The 22,404-nt window shown below is 72.6% G+C and carries 22 protein-coding genes; 7 read left to right on the top strand and 15 right to left on the bottom strand.

Annotation, left to right across the window (positions count from 1 at the left end):
* Positions 1 to 63: 63 nt before the first annotated feature.
* Genes nth through R3E98_05175 form a run of 3 tightly spaced genes read right to left on the bottom strand, consistent with a single transcriptional unit; the run spans position 64 to position 2,309 of the window.
* The gene (nth, locus tag R3E98_05185) at positions 64 to 714 is read right to left on the bottom strand and encodes an endonuclease III (GenBank protein ID MEZ4422779.1); all 651 of its coding nucleotides are present in this window, start codon (positions 712 to 714) and stop codon (positions 64 to 66) included.
* A gap of 6 nt (positions 715 to 720) precedes the next feature.
* Positions 721 to 1,521, bottom strand: a complete 801-nt coding sequence (locus R3E98_05180) for a hypothetical protein (GenBank protein ID MEZ4422778.1) — start codon at positions 1,519 to 1,521, stop codon at positions 721 to 723.
* Positions 1,518 to 2,309 (bottom strand): metallopeptidase family protein, encoded by a 792-nt coding sequence (locus R3E98_05175; protein MEZ4422777.1) that lies wholly within the window; start codon positions 2,307 to 2,309, stop codon positions 1,518 to 1,520. The genes R3E98_05180 and R3E98_05175 overlap by 4 nt, the downstream gene beginning before the upstream one ends.
* A 23-nt stretch (positions 2,310 to 2,332) precedes the next feature.
* Here R3E98_05175 and R3E98_05170 point away from each other — a divergent pair, with 23 nt between their 5' ends.
* The 3 genes from R3E98_05170 to R3E98_05160 all read left to right on the top strand — a co-directional run bounded on the left by R3E98_05170 (position 2,333) and on the right by R3E98_05160 (position 7,824).
* The gene (locus R3E98_05170) at positions 2,333 to 3,826 is read left to right on the top strand and encodes a hypothetical protein (protein ID MEZ4422776.1); all 1,494 of its coding nucleotides are present in this window, start codon (positions 2,333 to 2,335) and stop codon (positions 3,824 to 3,826) included.
* Positions 3,827 to 3,890: 64 nt separating this feature from the next.
* Complete coding sequence (locus tag R3E98_05165) at positions 3,891 to 6,587, top strand: tetratricopeptide repeat protein (GenBank protein ID MEZ4422775.1); 2,697 nt, start codon at positions 3,891 to 3,893, stop codon at positions 6,585 to 6,587.
* A 148-nt stretch (positions 6,588 to 6,735) separates the two neighbouring features.
* On the top strand, positions 6,736 to 7,824 hold the full coding sequence (locus R3E98_05160) for a nitroreductase (GenBank protein ID MEZ4422774.1): 1,089 nt from the start codon (positions 6,736 to 6,738) through the stop codon (positions 7,822 to 7,824).
* A gap of 3 nt (positions 7,825 to 7,827) precedes the next feature.
* Here R3E98_05160 and R3E98_05155 read toward each other — a convergent pair whose 3' ends face one another.
* The 7 genes from R3E98_05155 to R3E98_05125 all read right to left on the bottom strand — a co-directional run bounded on the left by R3E98_05155 (position 7,828) and on the right by R3E98_05125 (position 13,437).
* Positions 7,828 to 7,992 (bottom strand): hypothetical protein, encoded by a 165-nt coding sequence (locus R3E98_05155; GenBank protein ID MEZ4422773.1) that lies wholly within the window; start codon positions 7,990 to 7,992, stop codon positions 7,828 to 7,830.
* A gap of 78 nt (positions 7,993 to 8,070) precedes the next feature.
* A complete protein-coding gene (gene merB / locus R3E98_05150) occupies positions 8,071 to 8,511 on the bottom strand; it encodes an organomercurial lyase (GenBank protein ID MEZ4422772.1) in 441 nt (146 codons plus the stop codon).
* Positions 8,512 to 8,522: 11 nt separating this feature from the next.
* Positions 8,523 to 9,455 carry a nuclear transport factor 2 family protein gene (locus R3E98_05145; protein ID MEZ4422771.1) on the bottom strand — a complete coding sequence of 311 codons (933 nt, stop codon included), beginning with the start codon at positions 9,453 to 9,455 and terminating at the stop codon, positions 8,523 to 8,525.
* Positions 9,452 to 10,789 carry a glycine--tRNA ligase gene (locus R3E98_05140; protein ID MEZ4422770.1) on the bottom strand — a complete coding sequence of 446 codons (1,338 nt, stop codon included), beginning with the start codon at positions 10,787 to 10,789 and terminating at the stop codon, positions 9,452 to 9,454. Before R3E98_05140 ends, R3E98_05145 begins: the two co-directional genes overlap by 4 nt.
* A 192-nt stretch (positions 10,790 to 10,981) precedes the next feature.
* Positions 10,982 to 11,737, bottom strand: a complete 756-nt coding sequence (locus R3E98_05135; protein ID MEZ4422769.1) for an RES family NAD+ phosphorylase — start codon at positions 11,735 to 11,737, stop codon at positions 10,982 to 10,984.
* Positions 11,697 to 12,077, bottom strand: a complete 381-nt coding sequence (locus tag R3E98_05130) for an MbcA/ParS/Xre antitoxin family protein (GenBank protein MEZ4422768.1) — start codon at positions 12,075 to 12,077, stop codon at positions 11,697 to 11,699. Before R3E98_05130 ends, R3E98_05135 begins: the two co-directional genes overlap by 41 nt.
* A 19-nt stretch (positions 12,078 to 12,096) precedes the next feature.
* Positions 12,097 to 13,437, bottom strand: coding sequence for an ATP-grasp domain-containing protein (locus R3E98_05125; GenBank protein ID MEZ4422767.1), 1,341 nt, complete (start codon positions 13,435 to 13,437; stop codon positions 12,097 to 12,099).
* A gap of 86 nt (positions 13,438 to 13,523) precedes the next feature.
* Here R3E98_05125 and R3E98_05120 point away from each other — a divergent pair, with 86 nt between their 5' ends.
* A complete protein-coding gene (locus tag R3E98_05120; protein ID MEZ4422766.1) occupies positions 13,524 to 14,105 on the top strand; it encodes a NifU family protein in 582 nt (193 codons plus the stop codon).
* A gap of 71 nt (positions 14,106 to 14,176) precedes the next feature.
* On the opposite strand, the gene R3E98_05115 is transcribed toward R3E98_05120, so the two are convergent.
* Complete coding sequence (locus R3E98_05115) at positions 14,177 to 15,016, bottom strand: polysaccharide deacetylase family protein (GenBank protein MEZ4422765.1); 840 nt, start codon at positions 15,014 to 15,016, stop codon at positions 14,177 to 14,179.
* Positions 14,965 to 15,750, bottom strand: coding sequence for a formyltransferase family protein (locus tag R3E98_05110; GenBank protein ID MEZ4422764.1), 786 nt, complete (start codon positions 15,748 to 15,750; stop codon positions 14,965 to 14,967). Before R3E98_05110 ends, R3E98_05115 begins: the two co-directional genes overlap by 52 nt.
* A 159-nt stretch (positions 15,751 to 15,909) precedes the next feature.
* Here R3E98_05110 and R3E98_05105 point away from each other — a divergent pair, with 159 nt between their 5' ends.
* Positions 15,910 to 16,389, top strand: a complete 480-nt coding sequence (locus R3E98_05105) for a hypothetical protein (protein ID MEZ4422763.1) — start codon at positions 15,910 to 15,912, stop codon at positions 16,387 to 16,389.
* 37 nt (positions 16,390 to 16,426) lie between these two features.
* Here the strand turns inward: R3E98_05105 and R3E98_05100 are convergent, their stop codons facing one another.
* A complete protein-coding gene (locus R3E98_05100) occupies positions 16,427 to 17,614 on the bottom strand; it encodes an EAL domain-containing protein (protein ID MEZ4422762.1) in 1,188 nt (395 codons plus the stop codon).
* Positions 17,615 to 18,139: 525 nt separating this feature from the next.
* The gene (locus tag R3E98_05095; protein MEZ4422761.1) at positions 18,140 to 19,069 is read right to left on the bottom strand and encodes a branched-chain amino acid transaminase; all 930 of its coding nucleotides are present in this window, start codon (positions 19,067 to 19,069) and stop codon (positions 18,140 to 18,142) included.
* A gap of 252 nt (positions 19,070 to 19,321) precedes the next feature.
* Here R3E98_05095 and R3E98_05090 point away from each other — a divergent pair, with 252 nt between their 5' ends.
* Together R3E98_05090 and udk are read left to right on the top strand one after the other, a co-directional pair.
* On the top strand, positions 19,322 to 20,425 hold the full coding sequence (locus tag R3E98_05090; GenBank protein ID MEZ4422760.1) for an adenylate/guanylate cyclase domain-containing protein: 1,104 nt from the start codon (positions 19,322 to 19,324) through the stop codon (positions 20,423 to 20,425).
* Complete coding sequence (udk, locus tag R3E98_05085; GenBank protein MEZ4422759.1) at positions 20,422 to 21,048, top strand: uridine kinase; 627 nt, start codon at positions 20,422 to 20,424, stop codon at positions 21,046 to 21,048. The genes R3E98_05090 and udk overlap by 4 nt, the downstream gene beginning before the upstream one ends.
* A gap of 129 nt (positions 21,049 to 21,177) precedes the next feature.
* Here the strand turns inward: udk and R3E98_05080 are convergent, their stop codons facing one another.
* Entirely contained in the window at positions 21,178 to 22,341 is a 1,164-nt protein-coding gene (locus tag R3E98_05080) for a serine hydrolase domain-containing protein (GenBank protein ID MEZ4422758.1), read from the bottom strand.
* Positions 22,342 to 22,404 lie beyond the last annotated feature (63 nt).

The following is a 22,404-nucleotide window of genomic DNA, read 5'->3' as shown; positions in this document are numbered from 1 at the left end:
TCTTCTCGGGTTCGAGGCTCCCGCGGGTCGGACGCACACCGCGGCGTCCAGGGGCGGCGCCGGTCAGAGTCGGGCGGAGGGGCACAGGTGCGCAACCACGCACTCGCGACAGCGCGGGGTGCGCGCCACGCACACCTGGCGGCCGTGGAAGATCAGCAGGTGGGCGAGCATCGTCCACCGCTCCCGCGGGAAGAGATCCATGAGGTCGCGCTCGATCTTGACCGGATCGGTATGGCGGGTCAGGCGCAGCCGTCCGGAGAGCCGACCCACGTGGGTGTCCACGACCACGCCCTCGTCGATCCCGAATGCGTTCCCGAGGATCACGTTGGCGGTCTTGCGTCCGATGCCGGGCAGCGTCGTCAGCGCATCCATCTCCCGTGGCAGCGCACCTCCGTGCCGCTCCACCACCGCGCTCGCCATGCCGATGAGGTTCTTGGCCTTGTTCCGGAAGAAGCCCGTGGAGCGGATGATCTCCTCGAGCTCCTCGGGACGCGCGGCGGCCAGGTCGTCCACGGCGGGATAGCGCGCGAAGAGGGCGGGCGTCACCTGGTTGACCCGCTCATCCGTGCATTGCGCCGACAGGATCGTGGCCGCGGCCAGCTCGTAGGCGTTGCGATGGTCGAGCGCGCAGTGCGCATCGGGATACTGCGCCTGCAGCAGCTCGTAGAGGGTGGCCGCGCGCTCGCGGAGGGCCTTCCTGGATTCGCGGGGCATCGGGGATCAGCGCTCCGGAGGAGCCGGCGCGGTGAGGCGCCGGTAGGGGAAGCGCGACGCGGGCGGGGCCTCCTGCGTCGCGGGCTCGATTCGGGCGGACAGGTCTTCCGGCCGTTCGGTGAGGTGCGCGAACAGGCGAGCCAGGAGCGCGTACACCTCGCCCGCGGTCTCGAGCGACAGCAGGCCGCTGTCGGCCCCACCGGGGAGCGCGCTCACGAAGGCCGGCCCATCCGGGCGGACCTCCGCGCCCGACGCGGCCGCGAGGTCGGGGAGCGCCACCGGGGGTGCCACCACCACGCCCAGGCCCGGGCGGTCCTCCCGCAGCCCCGACACGATCAGGGCGCCCAGCTCGCCCGCGCGGACCTCCCAGTACAGCCCGTCGACCGGTTCGGCCGGCTCGTCCACGTCGGGCCGCACCCAGAAGAGGTGGCGAGGCAGCTGGACGTAGCCGGCCGGGCTGGGCGGCGGAGCGGCGCCCACGGGGGTGGTCCGGGCCACCAGGGCCCGGGCCCCCGCCTCGGTCAGCAGGAGCGGGCCGGCGGACTCGGCCCAGGCGCGGAAGCAGTACCAGGTCAGCACACCGTACACATAGGCGCTCTCGGGAGCGGCTCCGGCCGGCTGCAGGTCTTCCAGCAGGCGCTGGACGGCGTCCAGCGCCGGGAAGCGCAGCGGATCGGTGGGAGCGACGCCGGTCTGCTCGGCCTCGGAGCGGATCCGCGCGAAGCGCTCGCGCACGTCCTCCTGCACCGGGACCAGCAGCTCGGCCGGCGTGCGGCGCAGCCATCCGTCGTGGAACCGTCCGCTCACTCCCGCTCCCCCTCCCCTTCCATGCGCACCAGGGTCTCGCCGAGGCTCACACTCCCGCCCTTCAGTGCCCGACCCACGCGCTCGCGCAGACCCACGCGCCGGACCAGCACCACCTCGATCTCGGGGCCGTCGGCCGGCGCGTCCTCGACGACCAGAAAGTGCACGTCCGCGAGGTCCTCCGGAACCGGTACGAGGCGCGGGCGGCCTCCCACGTCGATCTGCACGCGGGCCGGCGGCGCCTCCTTCCACTCCCGCTCCCAGAACAGATGGTCCTCGAAACGGAAGCCGCCGCCCGGGACAGGCTCGCCCCGGCGGTAGTACCAGGGATCGAAGGATTCGCCGTCCAGCCGGGCGAAATGCTCGTCCATCGCGTAGTCGACGCCTTCCAACCCATCGTCGGCCGCCAGGGACTCCAGGTGGTGCTTGAGCTCGTGCGTCAGCGTCTCCCACAGCTCGGCGTCCCAATCGAAATCCGGATCCTCGCGCGCCAGGTTCCGGAAGGACCCCCAATAGAGCACGACCACCGAGCGCACGGTCTCCGCGCTCCCGAAGTCGGAGGGATAGCTCTCGGTGACGCACTCGCCCAGGGTCCAGACGCCCGCACGCTCCGGGTGCGCGTGCGCGGAGCGGGAGACCGTCAGCCCGTCCACGCCCTCGCGGTAGGCAGGCGGGATCTCCTCGAACGCGCGCTCGGCGGCGCGGGCGAAGGCGTCGTACTTCATCTCGGCTCGCGTGCCTCCGGCGGGCTGGAACGCGGCATTCGGGTCGTCCAACTTCACCGCCGGCACGCCCTCTGCAAAGCCGAAGCGCCATGCCCGACTCTCCGTCGTCCCCCGGACGTGTCCGCAGCGCGAGGCGCGCCCTCGCGCCCCTGGCGGCCCTGGTCGCGTTCGCGGGTGTGATCGCCATCAACGCGGTGCCCGTCCTGCCGGCGCCCCACTCGGACGCGCTGTCGTACCTGACGGCCGCGCTGGCGCTCGCCGAGGGGGAGGGGCTGACCACACCGTTCCCGGCCTGGGACGCTCCGGGCCCCCGGGCCCCGCTGTCCCACTATCCGCCCGGCTTCCCGGTCCTCATCGCCGGCGGCGTGGCCGCGGGACTCACGCCCGTCCAGAGCGCGGTCCTGTGGCTCGCGCTCGGGGCGGCCGGCGCCGTCGGGCTGGCGACGGGGCTGCTCATCGGCACCGTTGGACCGGCCTGGGGGGCGGTGGGCGCGCTTCTGCTCTGCCTCAGCGCGCCGCTGGTCCGCCTGCACACGTCCATCTGGAGCGAGCCCGTCTTCATGGCCCTCCTGGGGGCGCTGCTGTGGCTACGCCTGCGGCGTCCCCAGGCCTGGGCGCTGCAGGGCGGGGTCGCCGCCGCCGGCTTCCTGGTGCGCTACCTGGGCATCGCCCTGGCCGGGGTGGTCGCGCTGTGGGCGCTGGTCGAGCCGGGCTCCACCCGGGAGCGCGTGCGCCGTCTCCTGGCGGGCCTGGGACCGACCGCGTTCGTCCTGGCCGTCCTGCGCTGGCGCTCCGTCGATGCGGAGGCCGCGGTGCGGACCTTCCGCTGGTACGGTCCGGGAGACGCGCTCGGCGCCCGTCTGGCCGCGCTCGTCCGCGACGGGTGGACGCCCTGGGGTTCGGGCGCGGTGTGGACCGGGCTGGCCACGCTCGCGACACTGCTCCTGGGGTTGCTGCTGCTCCGCGGCGTTCGGAGACGCGGGCCGGAGCGACCGCTCGTCGCGGCCACCCTGACCCTCGCGGGCGCCCTGGGCGCGGTGGTCGCCCTTGCGCGTGTGTGGGCCGACCCGTTGATCCCGCTGGACGGGCGCATGCTGGCCCCGGTGCTGTACACGCTGACGCTGGGAGGCACGGCCGCGCTGGCGGGCGCCTGGCCGACGTGGCGCGCCCCGTTGCGCGGCGCGCTCGCCCTGCTCGCGCTCGTCTGGGCGGCCTCGTCCTTCCTGGCCATCCGCACCGGCCTGATCTCCCTGCGCGCGGGCGGAGCGTTCTACACGTCCGCCTTCTGGTCGGGCTCGGCCGTGCTGGAGTGGGCGCGCGGTGCCGAGCCCTCCCTCCGGTTGTTCTCCAACGAACCCGAGCTCCTGTTCTTCCAGGCCGGGAGACCGGCGCGCCGTCTGCCGTCCTACCGGGCACCCGGCTCGCTCGCCGACCTGGCCGAGGTCTTCGCGCAGGCCCCAGGCGCCGTGCTCGTCCTCAACCCCGTGCGGCCCGGTGAGCCGGCTCCGGAGGCTCTCCGGGACGCGCTCGGCCTGGAGGTGCTGGTGCGCGACGCCAGCGGCACCGTGCTGGGCCGGCGCTGACTGGTACGGCCTCCCGCCCGGTCCCATACTGCCGCAGCCGTTCGTGCCCCCGACCCCCGATCCCATGAGCGAGCGCCCCCACTTCCAACGCCTCGAAGAGGTGTTCCTCGCCGCCGAAGCGCTCCCTCCCTCGGAGCGCGAGGCGTTCGTGGACGGCGCATGCGCCGGAGACGAGGCGCTCGCGGCCGACGTCCGCGCCCTGCTCACGTCGGCGCGGCGGGCGGACGGAGCCTGGGAGCGGGCCATCCACGCAGGCGTGGAGGATGTCACCCGCGGGTGGGCCCGCCCCGACCGCGTGGGACCCTACCGGCTGCTGGAGCCGCTCGGCGAGGGCGGCATGGGAAGCGTATGGCTGGCCGAGCGCGACGACGACGAGTTCCACCGCCGGGTGGCGGTCAAGCTGATCCGTCCGGGTGCGGGGGGCGTGGCGCTCGTGCGCCGGTTCCGGTCCGAGCGGCAGATCCTGGCGGACCTGGACCACCCCAACGTGGCCCGCCTCCTGGACGGGGGCACGACCGAAGACGGCCTCCCCTGGCTGGTGATGGAGCACGTGGACGGCGTACCGATCGACGTCTACTGCGACGGGCGCCACCTCTCCGTCGAGAGCCGGCTGCGGCTGTTCCTGCGGGTATGTGACGCCGTCGCGCACGCTCATCAACGTCTGGTGGTGCACCGCGACCTGAAGCCCGGCAACGTGCTCGTCACCGAGGACGGTACGCCCAAGCTGCTGGACTTCGGCGTGGCCGACCTCCTGCGCACCGCAGAGGCGGACGCGGAGCTGACGCGCACGGTCGCCTACCTCATGACCCCCGCGTACGCGGCGCCGGAGCAGGTGCGGGGCGAACCCACGACCACCGCCACCGACGTCTACGCCCTCGGACTGCTGCTGTACGAGCTGCTCACCGGGCAGGCGCCGCAACGGGTGGGATCACTCGCCCCGGCGGACGTGCAACGCGTCGTGTGCGACGAGCTCCCGGCCCGCCCCAGCACGGCCGTGCTGCGCACCGCGCCCCGGGAGAGCGAGGGCCACACCGCCGCGACCCCGGAGACGGTCAGCGAGGTGCGGGGGACGGTCCCGTTCCGCCTGGCCCGTACGCTCAGCGGGGATCTGGACAACATCGTCCTCATGGCGCTGCGCAAGGAGCCGCAGCGCCGCTATTCCTCCGTGGAGGCGCTGGCTGCCGACGTGCAGGCCTATCTGGAGCTACGGCCCGTTCGCGCCCGCCCCAGCACGGTGCGCTATCGCGCGCGCAAGTTCGTGTCCCGCAACAGGGGCGCGCTCGGCGCGACCGTGGCGGGCGTGATGCTCCTCGCCGGAGTGATCGGCTTCTCCGGCCGTAGGCTCCAGCAGGAGCGCGACCGGGCGCAACTGGAGGCGGCGCGCGCCCAACGCGTGTCGGATTTCATGACGGGCGTCTTCGAGCTGGCCGACATCGAGTACGCGTCCGGCACGGGGGGCAATGTCACGGCGCAGGAGCTGCTGCGCCGCGGCGCCGAGCGCGCCGGGGCCGAACTGCCCGACGAACCGCTGATCCTGGCCTCGTTCCTCTCCACCATCGGCACCGCCGAGGAGGGGCTGGGCAACCTCGAGCGAGCGCGTATCCTGTGGGACTCCGCCCTCGTGCTCCGGCGCCGCTTCGCGGGGGAGCGCAGCGCAGAGGTGGCCTCCTCCCTGACCGACCTGGGCAGTCTGTACTACGAGTCGGGCCAGTACGACAGCGCGCTCGTGGTCTGGGAGCGAGCCATGGCACTGCGGGCCGACGTGCAGGGGGAGCGGCACAACCTGTTCGCCGAAGCCGTCAACAACGTGGGCAAGGCCCTCCAGGAGCTGGGCCAGTACGAACGCGCCACGGAGCTGGTGCAGCGCGCGCACGAGCTGCACCGCCTCAACGAAGGCGACGAGGCCCACGCGGTCGCGATGACCCTGCTGAACCTGGGGCAGCTCTGGCAGCTCCAGGGCGAGCCGGAGCGGGCGCTGGCGGCGGAGCGGGAGGCCGTGGCCATCTCCCGGGCGCGGGAGGCGCGCAACGAGCCCAACGACCTCCCCACGGCGCTCCACAACCTGGGCACCACCTTGCAAGGCCGACGCGAGCTCGAGGAAGCGGAGGCGTCCTATCGGGAGGCGTTGGCCCTGATCTCCACGCGGGGGGGAACGCAGACGCCGGCCGAAGCGGCCACACTCGTCTCGCTGGCGTCCCTGCTCGAGCAGAAGGGCGAGGTGGACGAGGCGGAGGAGACCTATCGCCGCGCCATCGCCATGGAGCGGCCCTTCCTCGGTGCCGACCATCCCAACCTGGCCTACGACATCACCAACCTGGCCAACCTGTACACCCGCAACGCCCGCTATGACGCGGCCGAGCCGCTCTACCGGGAGGCCGTCGGGATCGTGGAGCGCTCGCTTCCGGAGGACAATGCGTTCCGCGCCCGTCCCATCGCCGCCTACGGCGAGCTGCTGGTGCGTACCGGGCGGTCCCGCGCCGCCGAGCCGCTGCTGCGGGATGCGCTCGCGGTCGCCGAAGCGGCCGTGGGCCCCTCGCATCCCTTCGTGGCCAGCGTGCAGTCGTCGCTGGGAGCCGCGTTGATGGAGCTGGGGCGGAGCGCGGAGGCCGTGGCCCCCCTGGAAGCCGCCCTCGCGACGCTCACCGAGGCGTTCGGCGCCGAGGACGGTCGCACGGACGCCGTGCGCGAGCGGCTGGTCGGCGTCTACGAAGCGCAGGGCCGCCTGGACGACCTGGCCCGGATCCGCGGAGGAGGTCGCTGACGGTACCTCCGTCGGAGACCCTCCCCGCTCCCGCGGGGCCGTGGAATGCCGGAGATCTTCCCACGCACGCTCGCGCCCGGCTCCTGACGGACGGGAGCGTCCGCACGTCCCACTCTTGGGGGGGTGGCTTCCAGGCAGGAGGAGTGCCATGCGACCCTTCGACCCCCAACAGGATCGCGCCGTTCGGGCGCGGCATCCGCGAGCCGGCTCCTTCGGGCCCGACGAGGACCCCTGGACGGTGCAGGAAGCGGCCTGGCCCGCATCGGGGCCTGCGGAGGACAGGCTCCGTTTCCTTCTGCGCTACGCGATCCTGGCGCCCTCGAGCCACAACACCCAGCCCTGGCGCTTCGGTGTGCACGACGCGGGCGTCGATGTCTTCTCCGACCCGGCGCGGGCCCTGCCGGTGGTCGACCCCGACGAGCGCGAGCTGATCGTCAGTTGCGGTGCCGCGATCTTCCACCTGAGGGTCGCCGCCGCCCGCTTCGGCTGGACCGCGCGCGTCGTGCCGTTCCCCGCGCCCAAGGATCCCACGCTCCTGGCGCGCGTGGAGCTCGCTCCCGGCCCGCCGGATCCGGCGTTGGCGGCCCTGCTGCCCTCCATCCCCCGGCGGCACACGGCGCGGATCGGCTTCGAGCCGCGTGCGCTCGATCCGGAGCTCGTGGGGCGACTCCGGGCCGCGGCCCGCGCGGAGGGCGCCTGGCTGGAGGTCGTCGAGGAGATCGAGCGCCGCCGCGCGGTCGCTCGGCTCGTCGCCTGGGGGGACAAGGCGCAATCGGCCGACCCGGGCTTCCGCCACGAGTTGGCGCGTTGGCTGCGCCCCAACCACCCCGAGCGTCGGGACGGCATCCCCGGCTACGCGCTGGGTCTGTCGGACGTCGCCGCCCGGGTGGGACCGATGGTCGTCCGGACCTTCGATCTCGGCAAAGGCCACGCCGCGCGCGATCTCGAGCTCGCGGAGAGCTCACCGGCGTTGCTGGTCCTGGGAACGGCGCTGGACGGCCGCTGCAGCTGGTTGGCGGCGGGTCAGGCGCTCGCCCATGTCCTCCTGCGGCTGACCGCGGAGGGCGCGGTGGCCTCCTTCCTCAATCAGCCCATCGAGGTGCCGCGATTGCGCCCCACGCTGACCTCGCTGGTGGGCGCGACGGGTGCGGCGCAGCTGCTCCTGCGGGCGGGCTACGGGCCACCCGGCCCCGCCACCCCCCGGCGCCCGCTCACCGAGGTGCTGATCCGCACCTGAGCCTCAGGGGGTTGGTGCGTCCCCGCCGTCCAGGGCCCAGAACGGACCGGTGAAGCCGTGCTCGGCGAGCAGGGCTTGTTGCGCCTCCCGCGAGCGAGGGGTGTAGTCGAGGTCCAGCCGCCCGACGTACCAGACCCGGGCCAGCGGCCAGAAGCGCTCTGTGGGCACGCGCGCTCCCGGCACGGTGCCCTGCAGCGTGCACCAGCGTTCGATCTCGGCTTCCGACCGGAAGACGCGGATGGTGCTTCAGGTGTAGCCGATGTCGTCCCAGAAACGCGCGGCCGGCACCTGCAGGTGGATCCACGACACCGTCGACGCCAGGACGCCGTCCCGGATCTGGAAACGGAAGGGTGCCCCCCGCACCGCTTCGGCCTCCACGACCGCGTCCCGGCCGAGGAGGGCGGGCAGGGCCAGCCCGTCCCAGATGCAGTTGGCGGCGTATCGGGTCCCCCCCGCGTCGACGGTCACCCCGGATGCGTAGCCAGCGAACGGGTGCGCCATGTGGATGGACTCGCCGTCGCTCGCCAGCACGACCTGGTGGGCCTGGTCCAACCGGCCCAGGGCCGCCCGCACCTCGTCGGCGGGTCGGTCCACCAACCGCACGAGCCGGTCGAACGGCGGAGCCGTGCCGGTCTGCGCGAAGTGCTGGTACACCATCCAGCGCGTCAGGCGTGCGAGGTCGTCCATGGCGGCGTGGCTCAGTCGAGCGGCAGGTAGGCGCGCAGACCCCACCGGTCGCCTTCGCGGTAGAGGATCTGCACCACCGGAACCGAGCGCGTGCGTCGCAGCCCGTCCTCCGTCCAGCTCACGACGGTCTGCGCGAAGACGTAGGCGAAGCGCTCGCTGCGCTGCGCGTCGATGACGATGTCCTGTACGCCTTCGTCGGGCTGGCGCTGCTCCTGCCAGAGCGCCAGCGCGGCCGCCCGCCCGGTGGCGCGCCGACCGTCCCGCGTGCCGAACACGATGTCGTCACGCCACAGACCCCCGAGACGGACCGTGTCTCCCGCGAGCCAGGCGCCCGCCATCCGGTCGAGGAGCTGCTGCACCTCCGGTTCCTCCCGGGAGAGATTCACCGCGTTGAACTCGCTGCCTCCCTGACCGAGCGCGGGCAGCCCCGGCGCCTCGGCCTCCGGGCGCGTGTAGAAGAGCTGGGCGCGGATGCGCCACACGCGCCCGGCCTCGAGCACGAGCACGTAGTCCCCGTGCCAGGTCCGTCCGTCCTGGTCGTGCTCCCACGTCCCCGCGATGTAGGCCAACCGACCGGATCCTTCGAGATCGTAGAGGCCCGTGCGGATCTCGCCGGCCAGGGGGAGCGCCTGCGTCAGGAAGCGGCCGATGAGCGCGCGGCCTCGCAGGGCCCCGCTGCGCGGAGGACGCAGCACGGCGTCCTCCGCGTAGAACTCCGTCAGCGTTTCGGCGTCGTCGGTGTTCCAGGCCTCGCGCCAATCGTCGAGGCGCTCCTGGATCTGCTCCAGGATGCGGGCGCGGTACTCCGCCTGCGCGCGTTGCGCGAGCGGCGCGCCGCTCCCTCCGGGCGCGACCTGCGCGCACAGCGCCGTCGGGGTCAGCAGGAGCGCCCACAGGGTCGCGCCTCGACCGCACCCACGCCGGTGCGCGCGCACGCGGCTCACCGCGCCGACAGCCGCTCCTGCATCCAGGGCAGCACTCCGCGGAGAGGGATGCGGACCTGCTCGAGGCTGTCGCGGTCGCGGACGGTGACCGTGTCGTCCTCGGCGGTCTGCCCGTCCACCGTGATGCACCACGGAGTGCCCGCCTCGTCCTGGCGGCGGTACCGGCGACCGATGGAGCCGGCCGCGTCGAAGAAGGACGGCAGCGACGCCGCGCGCAGCTCGCGGTGCAGTGCGTCCGCGATCTCCGGCAGCCCATCCTTCTTGACCAGTGGCAGCACGGCCGCCTTGAGGGGCGCCAGCCGCGGATGCAACGCCAGGACGACGCGCTCCTCCCCCTCCACGGTCTCCTCGCGGTAGGCGTCCGCGAGCACCACGAGGACGGTGCGGTCGACGCCGACCGCCGTCTCGATGACGTACGGGATGAAGCGCTTGCCGGTGTCGGACTCGACGTACTCCAACCGCTTCTTCGAGTACTCCTGGTGGCGGGAGAGGTCGTAGTCGGAGCGGTTGTGGATCCCTTCGAATTCCTTCCATCCGAAGGGGAACTCGTACTCGATGTCCTCCGCCTGCTTGGCGTAGTGCGCCAGCTCGTTCGGCCCATGCGGATGGAAGCGCAGCTTCTCCGGACGGATCCCCAGCGCGTGGTGCCACGCCAGACGCTGGGCACGCCAGTACTCGAACCACTCCTCGTCGCTGCCGGGCTCGACGAAGAACTGCATCTCCATCTGCTCGAACTCACGCGAGCGGAAGATGAAGTTGCCCGGCGTGATCTCGTTGCGGAACGCCTTGCCGATCTGGGCGATGCCGAAGGGCACGCGCTGGCGGGCCGCGGTCTGCACGTTGAGGAAATTGACGTAGCTGCCCTGGGCGGTCTCCGGGCGCAGGTACACGGTGGCGGCATCTTCCTCCACCGGCCCCATGAACGTCTTGAACATGAGGTTGAAGAGCCGGGGCTCCCCGAGCGCGCACGCCTCCGCTTCTCCCGGTCGCTTGCTCGGCTTCTGTCCGCATTCGGCGGACTCCAACTGGTCCTGGCGGAAGCGTCGCTTGCAGGTCTTGCACTCGACCAGCGGGTCCGTGAAGCCGGAGACGTGGCCGGACGCCTCCCAGACGCGTGGATGCATCAGGATGCCGGCATCGAGGCCCTCGATGTCGTCGCGCTGGAGCACCATCGCGGCCCACCAGGCGTCCTTCACGTTGCGCTTGAGCTCGACGCCCAGCGGTCCGTAGTCCCAGACGGAGCCAGCGCCTCCGTAGATCTCGGAGGACTGGAATACGAAGCCCCGGCGCTTGGCCAGGGACACCAGCTTGTCCATCACGTCGGCATTCGCCATGACGCTCGCTGCGGCAGGGGACGGACCGGGGATGCGGATCGGGGCGCCCGGAAGGGCCAGCAAGCTAGGAACGGCCCGGGGGCCGGAGCAACCGGGCGCGTCTGCAGCGGACCCGGTGCCGGCCCGGCGCGTGTGGAGGGGCCCGTCCGTCGCGACGGCGCGGGACCGGACGGTCCCGGCGGCCGCAGGCGGTCATGACGCCGGGCGGGGAAGCGCGCCGTCCACGAGGAAGTCGGCACGCGGGAAGCGGAGCACGTCCCTCCGGAAGAAGTCACGGCGCAGCATCTCCACCGCTGCGCGCGTGCTGGTGACGTACCACGACTCGAACTCCCGCGGGCGATGGCGTCCGAACACCGACGGGGTGAAGACGGCCAGGGCGGTTCCGCCCTCCACGTCGCGCGCCGACCGGTAGCGGGCGACCTCCACGCCGTCCGCGCGCATCGCGCTCCCCAGCGCCTGCGTGGCCGTGTAGTCGACCGGGGATGCCAGCACGTCCCGGTGGCGGTCGAACGGCGGCCGCGTCAGATCGACGCCGCGGTCCGTGCGCAGCCCGACCCGGAAGACGGTGTGCTCGCTCGACAGGGCGGGCAGGTCCGCCGCGGTACCCTCGAGGAAGAGGAGCCGGTAGTAGGCGGTCTCGGCCAGCGCCGTGCGCACCGTGTCGGCCCCGTACCAGATGCCGCGCTCCTGGCGCCCGCCGAAGCGCGAGCCCCACGGCAGCGGGGGGTAGCGGAACGGCGTCGAGAGCAGGTAGTGCCGGCGCCCGGCCGCCGGATCGGGAGGCTTGGCGCCGTCCAGGAGGTCTTCGAGCACCTCCTGCTCGGCGGCGGAGTCGACGAGCTTCCGGGTGGAGACGAGATGCTGTGCCTCCACCACCCGCCAGGGGGAGGCGTCGAGGGCGGCGAGCCTAGTTGCGCCCGCGCATCGCGTCCAGATATCGGACGACATCGACCAGCCCCTCCACGGTACGGATGCGCTCGGCGGGGATTCCCCCCAGGTGGTGGTTGGGGGCCTCCAACCAGGCGCGCGCGTCCGTGTCCCCGCCCCCCACCAGGGCGTCCAGGCTGCGGAAGAGCCGCACGAACAGCAGCGCCAGCTCCCCCGGCTTGCTGGCCGGGTCCAACGAGCGGCCGTGGCGCAGGCGGGATACGGTGGCTTCGCTGGTGCCGAGTACCTGCGCCAGCGTCCGCGCACGCACCCCCAACCGGTCTGCCGCCGCCACCACCGCCCGCGACAGCACCCGTGCGGGATCCGGCCGTTCACGCGGTGTGGCGGAGGAGATGGTCATGAGAAAGAATAGCCCGGATCTATTTCCTCTGCAAGAGCGAACGACCCCGCCGCACCCAGGGCCGCAGCAGCGCTTTCGCGAGCCGCACGGCGCTGCGTCCGGCCTGGGATGCCACGTCGAGGAGCCAGGGCACGAGCGGCCGCAGGTCGTCCCCCTTCACCTCGTCCAGCCCCACCCCCGGCCGGAAGTCGCGCACGAAGTCCGTCAGCACGCGGCGCGCCGGGGGCAGACGGGTGGCGACGGAGGAGCCCGGTCCTTCGAGGCGGGCGACCGCGTAGCGCTCGAGCGCCTGCAGATCCCCGATCAGCCATCGCTCCGTCACCCCGAGCGCGTAGGGCGGAAACGACGGGAGCGGCCGGCCCAGGAAGAGCGCGGCCACGAGATGCGGGAAGTTGAAGCCGGAGTCCATGGTGACGGCCCCCCCGGCGGAGAAGCGGCCGTTCAACTCCATGAAGACGTAGCTCCCGTCCGGGCGCCGCTTCCACTCCGTCATCCCCACCCCGTGCCATCCGAGGCGGGCCAGCAGCCGATCGGTGCCCGCCGCCAGGTCCGCCGGGAGCGCGATGCTGCGGCGGATCGTGGCCACGCCTCCCGTGACCGGGTTCTCCCGCACGCGGTCGTACGCGAGCAGCGCCACCCGTCGCCCACGGTCGTAGACCCCCTCCACGCCCACGCCGAGGCCCTGGACGTACTCCTGCACGATCAGCCCGGCGGCGCGGTCCTCCCACTCGCCCAGGATGCGCGCCAGCGCGGCGCGATCGTCGGCGAACGTGACCTTGAGGTCCATCGAGCGACCGGTCTGCGCCTCCACCAGCACGCCCGGCCCGAACGGCTTGATCGCGAGAGGGAACACGAAGTCCGCCGTGCGCTCCAGCAGCTCGGCCGCGCTCGCACCCCGGGCGGTGCGCGGGACGTCGAGGCCCAGCTCGGCCGCGAGCGGCAGCATGGCGCGCTTGTCCAGGCTGGTGCGCACCGCGGGGGAGGGCGCGGCCGCCAGCGGGGCGGCGGCGTCCACGTCGTCCCGGCGGGCGTCGAGCGCCACGAGCGAGGATTCGGTGGCGGGCATGATCAGGCCCGCGCCCTCGCGCCGGGCCAGGTCCACCACCGCGTCCACGAACCCGTCGGGATCGGCGGCGGCCGATGGGACCGCCTGCCGCACGCGGGCATACCGCGACGCGAAGCCGAGCGGACGCGGGCCGGAGCCCGCGGCCAGGACGGGGATGCCGGCGCGGCCGAGCCCGCGCACCACGAGCAGGCCGGGTCGGCTCTCCGCGCCCGTCACCAGGACCGGAGGCCAGGCCGCGGCGGGCGTGTCGGGCCGCAGCGAGGAGGGGACGGGCGAGACGGCGTCCGTGCTCATCGGCACGCCTCCGTCCGGCCCTTCCGGAGGGACCCTGTCGGGGCCGTCCGGGGGTATGCAGTCCGAACCCCGCACGGAGAGGCTTGATGCTCACGTTCACCGACCGCGCCCGCGACGCCGTCCTCGCCTTCATGGGAGAGGGCGACAGCCTGGAGGTGCTCCGCGTCCACATGACCGGAGAGGCCGCCGAGCCCCGCTTCGAGCTCACCCTCGTGGGCCGCGACGAAGTGGCGCAGCAGGACCGCACCTTCGACATGGGCGGCTTCCAGGTGGTGGTCGACGCCGCGTCGGTCGACGCGCTGGAGGGTGCGGAGGTCGACTACGTGGAGCGCGTCAACGAGGCGGGCTTCGAGGTCCGCCCCGCGCCGCGCGCCGGGAGCGGCCCCAGCGCCACGGGGCCCGTCGCCGACCGCGTGCGCGCGATGCTGGACGAGCGGATCAATCCCGCCGTCGCGGCCCACGGGGGTGCCATCGAGCTGGTCGGCGTGGACGGCACCGACGTGTACATCGAGATGACAGGCGGGTGTCAGGGGTGCGCCATGTCGCGCATGACCCTGCGGCAAGGTGTGGAGCGCATGCTCCGGGAGGAGATCCCCGAGATCACCGCCGTGCACGACGCCACCGACCACTCCAGCGGGGCCAACCCCTACTTCTCGCACCCGGTCTAGGCGGGCGCGTCCATCCCACCCATCCGGACCGGCGCACCGGTCCGGCCGGCCGCGGTGGGGTTCGGCCGCGTTCAGCGGGAGCGCGCCTGCAGGAAGCGCTGCGCGCTGAGGTAGAGCGGACCCCCGATCACCTTCGCCACCTTCTTCGTGTTCCAGTGGGCCCACTGGCGCAGGCGGAAGCTCCCACGACCGGTCGCCAGGCCGACCACCTCGTCGTCCGACGTGCCCAGCTTGACGCAATAGCGTCCCACAACGGTACATCCCGCCACCGTTTCCACGCCGCGCACCGGCTCCGACGTGTAGAGGATCTCCAGGCCGGCCTCCGCGGCGGCCCGCGCCACCGGGGGCGCGTAGTAGCCGCCGGGAACCGAGGCCACCCGGACGGACTTCTGCAAGATGTCCTCCAGCCGCTGCCGGCTCCGGGTCCACTCCTCCACCATCCGCGGATAGGGCACGCGTGCCATCCGGGTCGGGTGGGTGACCGTATGGGATCCCACCACGTGCCCGGCCTGGTCCAGGGCGCGGATCTGCGCCTCGCTCACGAAGCCGGGCGTGCCGATGCGTCCGGTGGTCACGAAGAAGTGGCCCACCCACCCACGCGCCTCGAGCGCGGGCGCGATCTCGGTGGCCGACGTGACCCCCCCGTCGTCGACGGTGAACGTCCACGGTTCCGCGCCCTGCACCGCCAGCGCGGCGCCGATCGGGACCGCCGGACCCTCCACCGCCTGCGCGATGCGGTCGAGCTGCCGCAGGAAGTCGGGCACCTCGAGCTTGTACGCGTCGGCGCCCGGCCCCTCGAAGCCGGACGAGCTCCAGGCCCCGGGCTGCACGACGTCGTGGTAGAGCAGCGTGGTGACGTTCATGCGCGCCGCCGGGCCTCGCGCTTCCAGGCCCACCAGCGCGTCAGCCACGGCTGGCCCCACGTCCCGGACGGCCGCCCCGTCGTGTCGATGGTCGAGGCCGTCCCGGCGGCGATGGCGCGGAACGTCTCGGCGATGCGATCGAGGTTGTCGAGGACCACGCGCGACTGGATCACGAAGTGCGTCTCGCGCACTTCGTCGATGTCGTAGCTGAAGTAGCCGTAGACCGGGCCGGTGTCGACGCCCTCGTCGATGCGCAGCAGGGTCATCCCCACCTTGTCGCGGTCTCCGTTGGCCAGGGCCCAGAAGCAGCCGTGCGCGTTGCGGTACTCCGGACACACACCCGGATGCATCACGTAGGTGCCGTGGGTCGGGATCTGGAAGATCTCGCGCTTCAGGAGCTGCTTGCAGCGCGCGATCATCACGTCCGGCGCCAGCCGCTCGATGAAGGCACGCGCTTCGGGCGTGTTGGGTGAGTGCGTCTCGAGCCGGGGCAGGTCCCCCGGGAGATCCGGATACCGGGCGGCGAACCGCTCCACCGTACGGGCCTCCCAGGCGCGGTCACGGGCCGCGTGGGCCATCCGATACCAGATCCGGAACGCGGTCACGTCCAGGAACCGCAGCCAGCCCACCCGCTTGACCTCGCGTCGCACGCGCTTGGCCAGACGGGCGCGGGTCTCGTCCAGCTCGACGATGCCCACCAGCTCGGTGGACGACGCCAGCCAGCGGGCCAGCACCACCTGGTCCAGCGGTGCACCCTTGTGGCAGATGAGGAGGCTTTTCATGACGGCCCGGACGGCGTGGGACGGACGGCTGTGCGGCCCCTACCCCGCGATCGCGCTCCAGGAGCCGGGGGCGGCCCCTACAAGAACCGCTCCACCTCCCGTCCCCGGCCGCCACCCGGGGCGGCTTGCGACCCGGCCGCCGGGGCCCAGCTTGGAGGCATGCGCATGCACCTCGGGATCGGAGTCGTCCTGCTCGGCCTCCTGGCCGCGTGCGCCGAGCCCCGGGCACCGTCGCTTCTGGCACCTCCCGTGTCCGAACCCGAGCGGATCGCCGCGGACTGGCTCGGCACGTGGCGGGGATCGGTCGAGGGCATGGACGCCGCGGGCCCGTTCGGACCCCGGCCCACGGAGTTGAGCGTGCGTCTCGACGTGCCCGCGGACAGCACGTGCCTCGGCTGCGTGACCATCCGGCTCGACCCGTGGTTCGTGCGCTCGGGCCTCCGCATCGATGCGTCCACGACGGCGGCGTTCGCCTACGAGGAGCTCGGCGTCGAGCGCTCGCTGCAGCTCGATCGGTTCAGCGGGGGGGACGGCGTGGGGAACGTCCTGCGGGGAACGCTCCGCGTGCAGGAGGTCATGCCCGCGACGGGAGACGGCGTGCGCGTGCGCGCGATGCTGGTGGTGGAACGCGTGCCCTGACGCTGCTCGCGCGGCCGGGCCCGGAGGAGAGGCCGGCTCAGCCTCCGCTCTGCGGCGCACCCCACGGCATCGGTCGGCCCACGAAGAATCCCTGGTACATCCCGATGCCGAGCTGCGTGAGGGATTCGAACTCCCGGCGGGTCTCCACGCCCGACGCGATGCACTGGATCCCGAGGTCGGAGCACAGCCCGGAGATGGAGCCGATCAGACGCTGACGCCGGTCGTGGTTCTCCACCCCGCGGACCAGCACGCCATCCAGCTTCACGAAATCCGGTTCGATCTGCGCGATGGCAGCCAGCCCGGAAGAGCCGGCGCCCAGGTCGTCGACGGCGATGCGGAAGCCCCGCGCGCGTAGCTGCGCCAGCCGATCCGCCACCAGCGTGTCCTCGAGGTCGAAAGCCTGACCCCGCACCTCGAAGATGACCCGGTCCGCGATGCGCCGTGCGGGGTGGTGGGCGGGGAACAGCTCGTCCATCTCGAGCTGGTTGGGATCGATGTTCATGAAGAGCGCCGCCTTGGGCTCGAACCGCAGGAACGGCTCGGTCGCCCGCTCCCAGATCAGCTCCGCCAGCTCGGCCACGCGGCCCAGATCCTGCGCGGCCTGCAGGAAGACGGGCGGGTTGCGCAGGGACGGCTCCTCGGTCCGCAGCAGCGCTTCGTACCCCCAGATGCGCCATCCGCGATCGATGATCGGCTGGTAGGCGATCCAGAGGGAAGCGAGCGCGTTCTGGAACCTCGCGGAGAGATCCGACTGCGCCGGCGCCAGATCGCGTTGGGCCTCGCGCTGCAGCCGGACCATGCGCTGTTGCAGGGCGGAGCGCCGCAACACCCGGAGCAGGTCGTCCGTGGCCACCGGCTTGCGCACGCACACGTACGCCCGGTCATCGAAGATCTCGGTGGCGGTGCCGACCGCAGGATGGGCGGACAGGAGGATGAAGGGCGTCCCTCGCGAGCGCCGGCGCAGCGACCGCACCACGTCGACCGAGCGGCGGCCCGCGTGATCGACATCGCAGATCACCGCTTGATCCGGTCCCAACTCGAGCGAGTCGAGCGGCTCCGTCCCCTGCCTCGGGTCCAGCACGTCCACCCGGTAGCCCTCGGCCACCAGGAGGTCTCCGGCCCGACGCGTCGCCTCCGCATCATCCAGGAGGAGGACCCGGATCTCCCGGGCCGGCGCCCGGGGCGGGGCCGGTTCCGCGAGGGTCGTGGCGCTCGTCGGCTTCATGGACATCCGGTTGGCGGTACCTGGGATTCGCGAGCGGGGGACTCGATCGATCCCGCACGAGCAAAAGGGGGGCCGTGCTACACGGCTCACCGTATGAAGGATGAGACGCCCCGAACCGCGTCGCTTCCCGGGTGCGCGCGCTACGCGTCCGCCCCGAGGAACCGGCAGCGACTGCCGCCCCGGACGGCGAAGAGTGTCGACCGGGGCGGGATGCATCGACCGGAAACGAGCGCACCCCCCGACCCGGAGGTCGGAGGGTGCTGGCGCGAGGCGGGGCTCGTCCGGGCCTGAACGTTCGGGCCTGTCTCGGAACGGTTTGGTCTGTCGAAGTGGCGCCCTCGTCGGTCACCATCCGAGCCCGTCGACCGATCCTGAGGGCAAAGGGCGGACCCGGTCTGGGGGTCTCCCGCCAAGATAAATGGGGAAAACCACTTAGCGGCACCGTTCGATCCCGGAGCCCCCTCCGCGGTGCCCGTCCGGTCGGGCAAGCGGCCAGGGTCGTGGCAGAACGCGGGGGTGTGCGGCTCACCCGACGTGCGTGAGCCACCCCCAGCGATCGTCGGCCTGGCCGGTCACGACCTCCATGAAGCGCCGCTGGATCTTCAGGGTGAGCTCACCGGCGCTTCCGTCGCCGATCGTGATGCGGTCGACGCTGGTGATGGGCGTGACCTCCGCGGCGGTCCCCGTGAAGAACATCTCCTCCGCGGCATACAGCGCTTCGCGCGGAACCAGCTGCTCCTTCACCTCGAGCCCCATCTCGCGCGCCAGCACGATGATCGCGTGACGCGTGATGCCACGCAGCGACGTGCCGTCCAGCACCGGCGTGATGAGCACCCCGTCGCGCACCAGGAACAGGTTCTGTCCGCTGCCTTCGCTGACGAGGCCGCTCGGGCCGAGTGCGATCCCTTCTGCGTAGCCGTTCTGGAGCGCCTCCATCTTGATGAGCTGCGCGTTCACATAGTGGCCACCGGCCTTGGCGGCCATGGGGAACGTGTTGGGCGCCGCGCGGTGCCAGGAGGAGACGCACACGTCCACGCCCTTCTCCAGCGCACCGGCGCCGAGATAGGTCCCCCAGGCGAACGCCGGCACCCAGGTCTCGACCGGGCTGGCGGCCGGGTTCAGCCCCGCCGCACCGTATCCCCGCAGGATCATGGGACGGACATAGCAGCTGCGCAGCTCGTTCTCACGGACCACGTCCACGCACGCCTGGGCGATCTGGGAAGCGTCCCAGCGCGACGGCATCCGGTAGATGCGCGCCGACTCCACGAGCCGCCGGATGTGGGCGTCGAGCCGGAAGATCGCGGGGCCGCGCGGGGTCTCGTAACAGCGGATCCCCTCGAAGACGGACGTGCCGAACTGGACCACCGTGGACAGGACGTGCAGCGTGGCATCCTTCCAGGGGATCAGGGTACCGTCCTTCCAGATGAACTTCGACTCCGCGATCTGCGTCGACATCCGCCCTCCATCGGGCCGCTCGGGTCGCGTGCACCGCGGGCCGGCACACGGCCCACCAGAAAAGACGTTCCGCCGGGCGAATGCAAGGGGCGGCCGTCTGCGCTCCGGGTCGCGGCCGGGACCGGAGCCGTGCCTGTCCGGATGGACGGTGCGCCCCTACCCTGTCGGCATGCACGTCCACATCCCCGCTGGCTCCGCGTGCGGCTCCCCGGTCGGAGGGGCTCCCCGTCCCGCCGGTCGGAGCCGGACCTGATGTTCCGGCTGCGGCTCGCCAAGGTGGCGGGCATCACCGCCTTCTGGACCGTGCTGTCGCTCGTGCAGCCCCTGTACGACGAGCTGGTGTATCGGGCCTACCAGGCGGACGTGTCCTTCTATTCGTTCGGACGCTCCCTGGCCCTGAATCCGCTGGCCGCGCTGGTCGGCGGCCCCATCGCGGCCGGGATCGTGATCTTCTTCATCAAGGAGCGGCTGCGCCGGCAGCCCTTCTGGCTGGTGGTCGCGGCGCACGCGCTCACGTACGTGACCGTCATCCTGGTGCTCACCTGGACGGGGAACCTGTGGTACTTCTCCCTGGAGCTGGGACGCCCCCTCCTCGATCCCACGACCCTGTCGGGCGCCAACGCCTGGTTCTTCGGGCCCTGGACCGTCCGCAACCTGCTCTTCTGGACGGGGGTCGCCACGTTGACGTCCTTCCTCGTGGAGGTCTTCGACATCCTCGGGCCCGGCTTCTGGACCCACTTCGTCCTGGGCCGCTACCAGCGGCCGCGCCCGGAGCGGCGCACGTTCCTGTTCCTCGACCTCGCCGGATCCACGCCTCTCGCCGAGCGGCTCGGGCCCGAGCGGTACCACGAGTTCCTGGCGGAGACCTATCGCGATCTGGCCGAGCCCATCGCCCGCGCGCGCGGCGAGATCTACCAGTACGTGGGCGACGAGGTGATCGTCAGCTGGCGCGACCGCCAGGGCCTCGAAGACGCACGCTGCCTGTCCTGTCTCTCGCTCGTCCGCGCGACGTTGGCGGCGCGCGCCCCACAGTACGAGGCCCGCTACGGCGCCGTCCCGTCGTTCCGGGCCGCCTTCCACCAGGGGGTGGTGATGGCGGGCGAGATCGGCGTGCTGACGCGGGACCTCGTCTTCACCGGAGACGTGCTCAACACGGCCGCCCGCATCCAGGAGCGGTGCCGGGACCTGGCCGTGGAGGCCCTCGCATCGGAGGCCATCGTGGACGGCGTGCGCGGCGCGCATGCCTTCACGTTCGAGCCCATCGAGACGGTCGCGTTGCGCGGGAAGGCGGAGCCCGTGACGGTCTATGCCCTGCATGAGGCGCGACCCGCCGCCACGGCCGGCGGCACGCCGTGAACGCGCCCGTCCTGATCGGCACTGCGGGCGGATCCGGCTCGGGCAAGAGCACGGTGGTGGGCCGCATCCTGGACGTGCTCGGTCCCGGCCGGGTGGGCATCGTGCACGCGGACGCCTACTACCGCGACTACGGACACCTGAGCCCGGACGAGCGCAGCCTCGTCAACTTCGACCACCCCGACGCGCTCGACCTCCCCCTCCTGCTCGCCCACGTCGACGCCTTGCGGGGAGGCCACGGGGTCGACGTGCCCATCTACGACTTCGCCACGCACACGCGCACGGGTGCCACGCGACGCATCGAGCCCACCCCCGTCGTCATCGTGGACGGGATCCTGGTGCTCGCCGAGCCCGAGCTCCGACGGCGGCTCGACATCAAGATCTTCGTGGACACGGACGCGGACGTGCGCTTCATCCGCCGCCTCGAGCGCGACGTGGCCGAGCGGGGACGCACGGTGGAGTCGGTGATCCGTCAGTACCTGGACACGGTGCGTCCCATGCACCTGGAGTTCGTGGAGCCGAGCAAGCGCTGGGCGGACGTGATCATCCCCACCGGAGGCGAGAACGAGGTCGCCATCGAGATGGTCGTGGCCCGCCTGCGCTGGCTGCTCGAGCGGAGGGAGTGACGGGTCTCCCGAGCGCCTGACGGCTCCGCCCCCTGCTCGACCCTGCCTGCCGGAGACGTGCCGGAGCAGGCCGTGCACCCCGGAGCACCCGGGGGCACGGTGGCGTCCGAGGTCAGGGTCCCTGCGACGTCAGCGTCCCTGGCAGCCGGCGATGCCCACCGGAAAGACGATCGTCGCGGAGAGCACGGCCCGGGTCCACGCGCATATGGTGCGCGAGGGCAGGTCGTAGACGTCCTGCGAGTTCGACAGGACCACGATCCCCGAGCCCGCTGCCGGCTCCATGAGCCAGAAGGCCCGCCAGCCGCGGTTCAGCCCGACATGCCCCACGAGGACGCGGCCGTCCGCCAGCGTGAAGCGTTGGTGGCCGAGCCCGTAGCCCACCGCAGCGTCGGCCCGGGCGTGGAGCCCCTGTGCGACGGGCCCCGGCAACACCCCTCCTCCACCCGCCCCGTCCATGCTGGCCACCACGAAGCGGGCGTAGTCCGACAGCGTGGAGTAGAGTCCGGCGGCCGCCTGGGCCCGGTACAGGTAGTTGGGGAGCGGCGCGTCCCGGACCGAATGCGGGACAGCGGTGCGGGGACGTAGCCCGTCGGCCCAGTCGAAGGCAGAGGACGTCATGCCGAGCGGCTGGAGCACGGCGTCGCGCATGTGCTCCGCGAAGGGGCGGCCCGTGACCTCCTCCACCAGGAGTTGCAGCACCGTGTAGCCCCCTCCCGAATACCGCCACCCGCGACCCGGGTCGGCGATCAGCCGCACGGGGCCGAGGCCCAGCGTGGCGCCGTCCAGGGACGCTTCGAGGGTCGGGAGCGGGACGTCGGGATCGAAGCCCAGGTACCCGTGGATGGACGTCCCGGCCGTATGGCTGAGGAGGCGGCGCGCCGTGACCGCCGAGACGTCGAAGTCGGACTCGGGGAAGTGCCACCGCGTCAGCACGGACTCGACCGGGGCGTCGAGGTCCAGGCGCCCTTCCTCGGCCAGCCGGGCCACGGCCCACGCCACGACCGGCTTGGACAGCGAGGCGACCTGGAAGACGGTGCCGGACGGGTCGACCGGCACCCCGCGCACGGGATCGGCCAGGCCGAAGCCCCGACTCCACGCGACCTGCCCGTGCTCCAGGAGGGCGACGGCCATCCCCGGGATGCCGAACGCGGCCATCTCCCCGGGAAGGGCGGCCTCGAGGTGGGCGGCGAAGGCCGCGGCGTCCCCGCCGGGGGCGACGTCCAGGATGCCGACCCCGTCTCCGGCGCATCCTCCCGCCAGGAGCAGGAGCAGGGGCAGCAGGGAGCGACGCATGGGGTCCGGGCGGAAGGGTGGGTGCACCGTCCCTCCGGGTACGCCGCGGCCCGGCGCGGGTTT

It is taken from the genome of Gemmatimonadota bacterium, assembly GCA_041390125.1.
Classification (GTDB): Bacteria; Gemmatimonadota; Gemmatimonadetes; order Longimicrobiales; family Gaopeijiaceae; genus JAGQIF01.
This window is presented reverse-complemented; position numbering and strand designations above follow the sequence as displayed.

What these genes read in the sequence shown, in the direction of transcription:
- R3E98_05090 (MEZ4422760.1), top strand. Translation starts at nt 19,322, where the DNA reads ATGTTCCGGCTGCGGCTCGCCAAGGTGGCGGGCATCACCGCCTTCTGG.
- R3E98_05120 (MEZ4422766.1), top strand. Translation starts at nt 13,524, where the DNA reads ATGCTCACGTTCACCGACCGCGCCCGCGACGCCGTCCTCGCCTTCATG.
- R3E98_05165 (MEZ4422775.1), top strand. Translation starts at nt 3,891, where the DNA reads ATGAGCGAGCGCCCCCACTTCCAACGCCTCGAAGAGGTGTTCCTCGCC.
- R3E98_05140 (MEZ4422770.1), bottom strand. Translation starts at nt 10,789, where the DNA reads ATGGCGAATGCCGACGTGATGGACAAGCTGGTGTCCCTGGCCAAGCGC.
- R3E98_05160 (MEZ4422774.1), top strand. Translation starts at nt 6,736, where the DNA reads ATGCGACCCTTCGACCCCCAACAGGATCGCGCCGTTCGGGCGCGGCAT.
- R3E98_05125 (MEZ4422767.1), bottom strand. Translation starts at nt 13,437, where the DNA reads ATGAGCACGGACGCCGTCTCGCCCGTCCCCTCCTCGCTGCGGCCCGAC.
- R3E98_05105 (MEZ4422763.1), top strand. Translation starts at nt 15,910, where the DNA reads ATGCGCATGCACCTCGGGATCGGAGTCGTCCTGCTCGGCCTCCTGGCC.
- merB (MEZ4422772.1), bottom strand. Translation starts at nt 8,511, where the DNA reads ATGGACGACCTCGCACGCCTGACGCGCTGGATGGTGTACCAGCACTTC.
- R3E98_05095 (MEZ4422761.1), bottom strand. Translation starts at nt 19,069, where the DNA reads ATGTCGACGCAGATCGCGGAGTCGAAGTTCATCTGGAAGGACGGTACC.
- R3E98_05110 (MEZ4422764.1), bottom strand. Translation starts at nt 15,750, where the DNA reads ATGAAAAGCCTCCTCATCTGCCACAAGGGTGCACCGCTGGACCAGGTG.
- nth (MEZ4422779.1), bottom strand. Translation starts at nt 714, where the DNA reads ATGCCCCGCGAATCCAGGAAGGCCCTCCGCGAGCGCGCGGCCACCCTC.
- R3E98_05130 (MEZ4422768.1), bottom strand. Translation starts at nt 12,077, where the DNA reads ATGACCATCTCCTCCGCCACACCGCGTGAACGGCCGGATCCCGCACGG.
- R3E98_05080 (MEZ4422758.1), bottom strand. Translation starts at nt 22,341, where the DNA reads ATGCGTCGCTCCCTGCTGCCCCTGCTCCTGCTCCTGGCGGGAGGATGC.
- R3E98_05135 (MEZ4422769.1), bottom strand. Translation starts at nt 11,737, where the DNA reads ATGTCGTCCGATATCTGGACGCGATGCGCGGGCGCAACTAGGCTCGCC.
- R3E98_05100 (MEZ4422762.1), bottom strand. Translation starts at nt 17,614, where the DNA reads ATGAAGCCGACGAGCGCCACGACCCTCGCGGAACCGGCCCCGCCCCGG.
- R3E98_05170 (MEZ4422776.1), top strand. Translation starts at nt 2,333, where the DNA reads ATGCCCGACTCTCCGTCGTCCCCCGGACGTGTCCGCAGCGCGAGGCGC.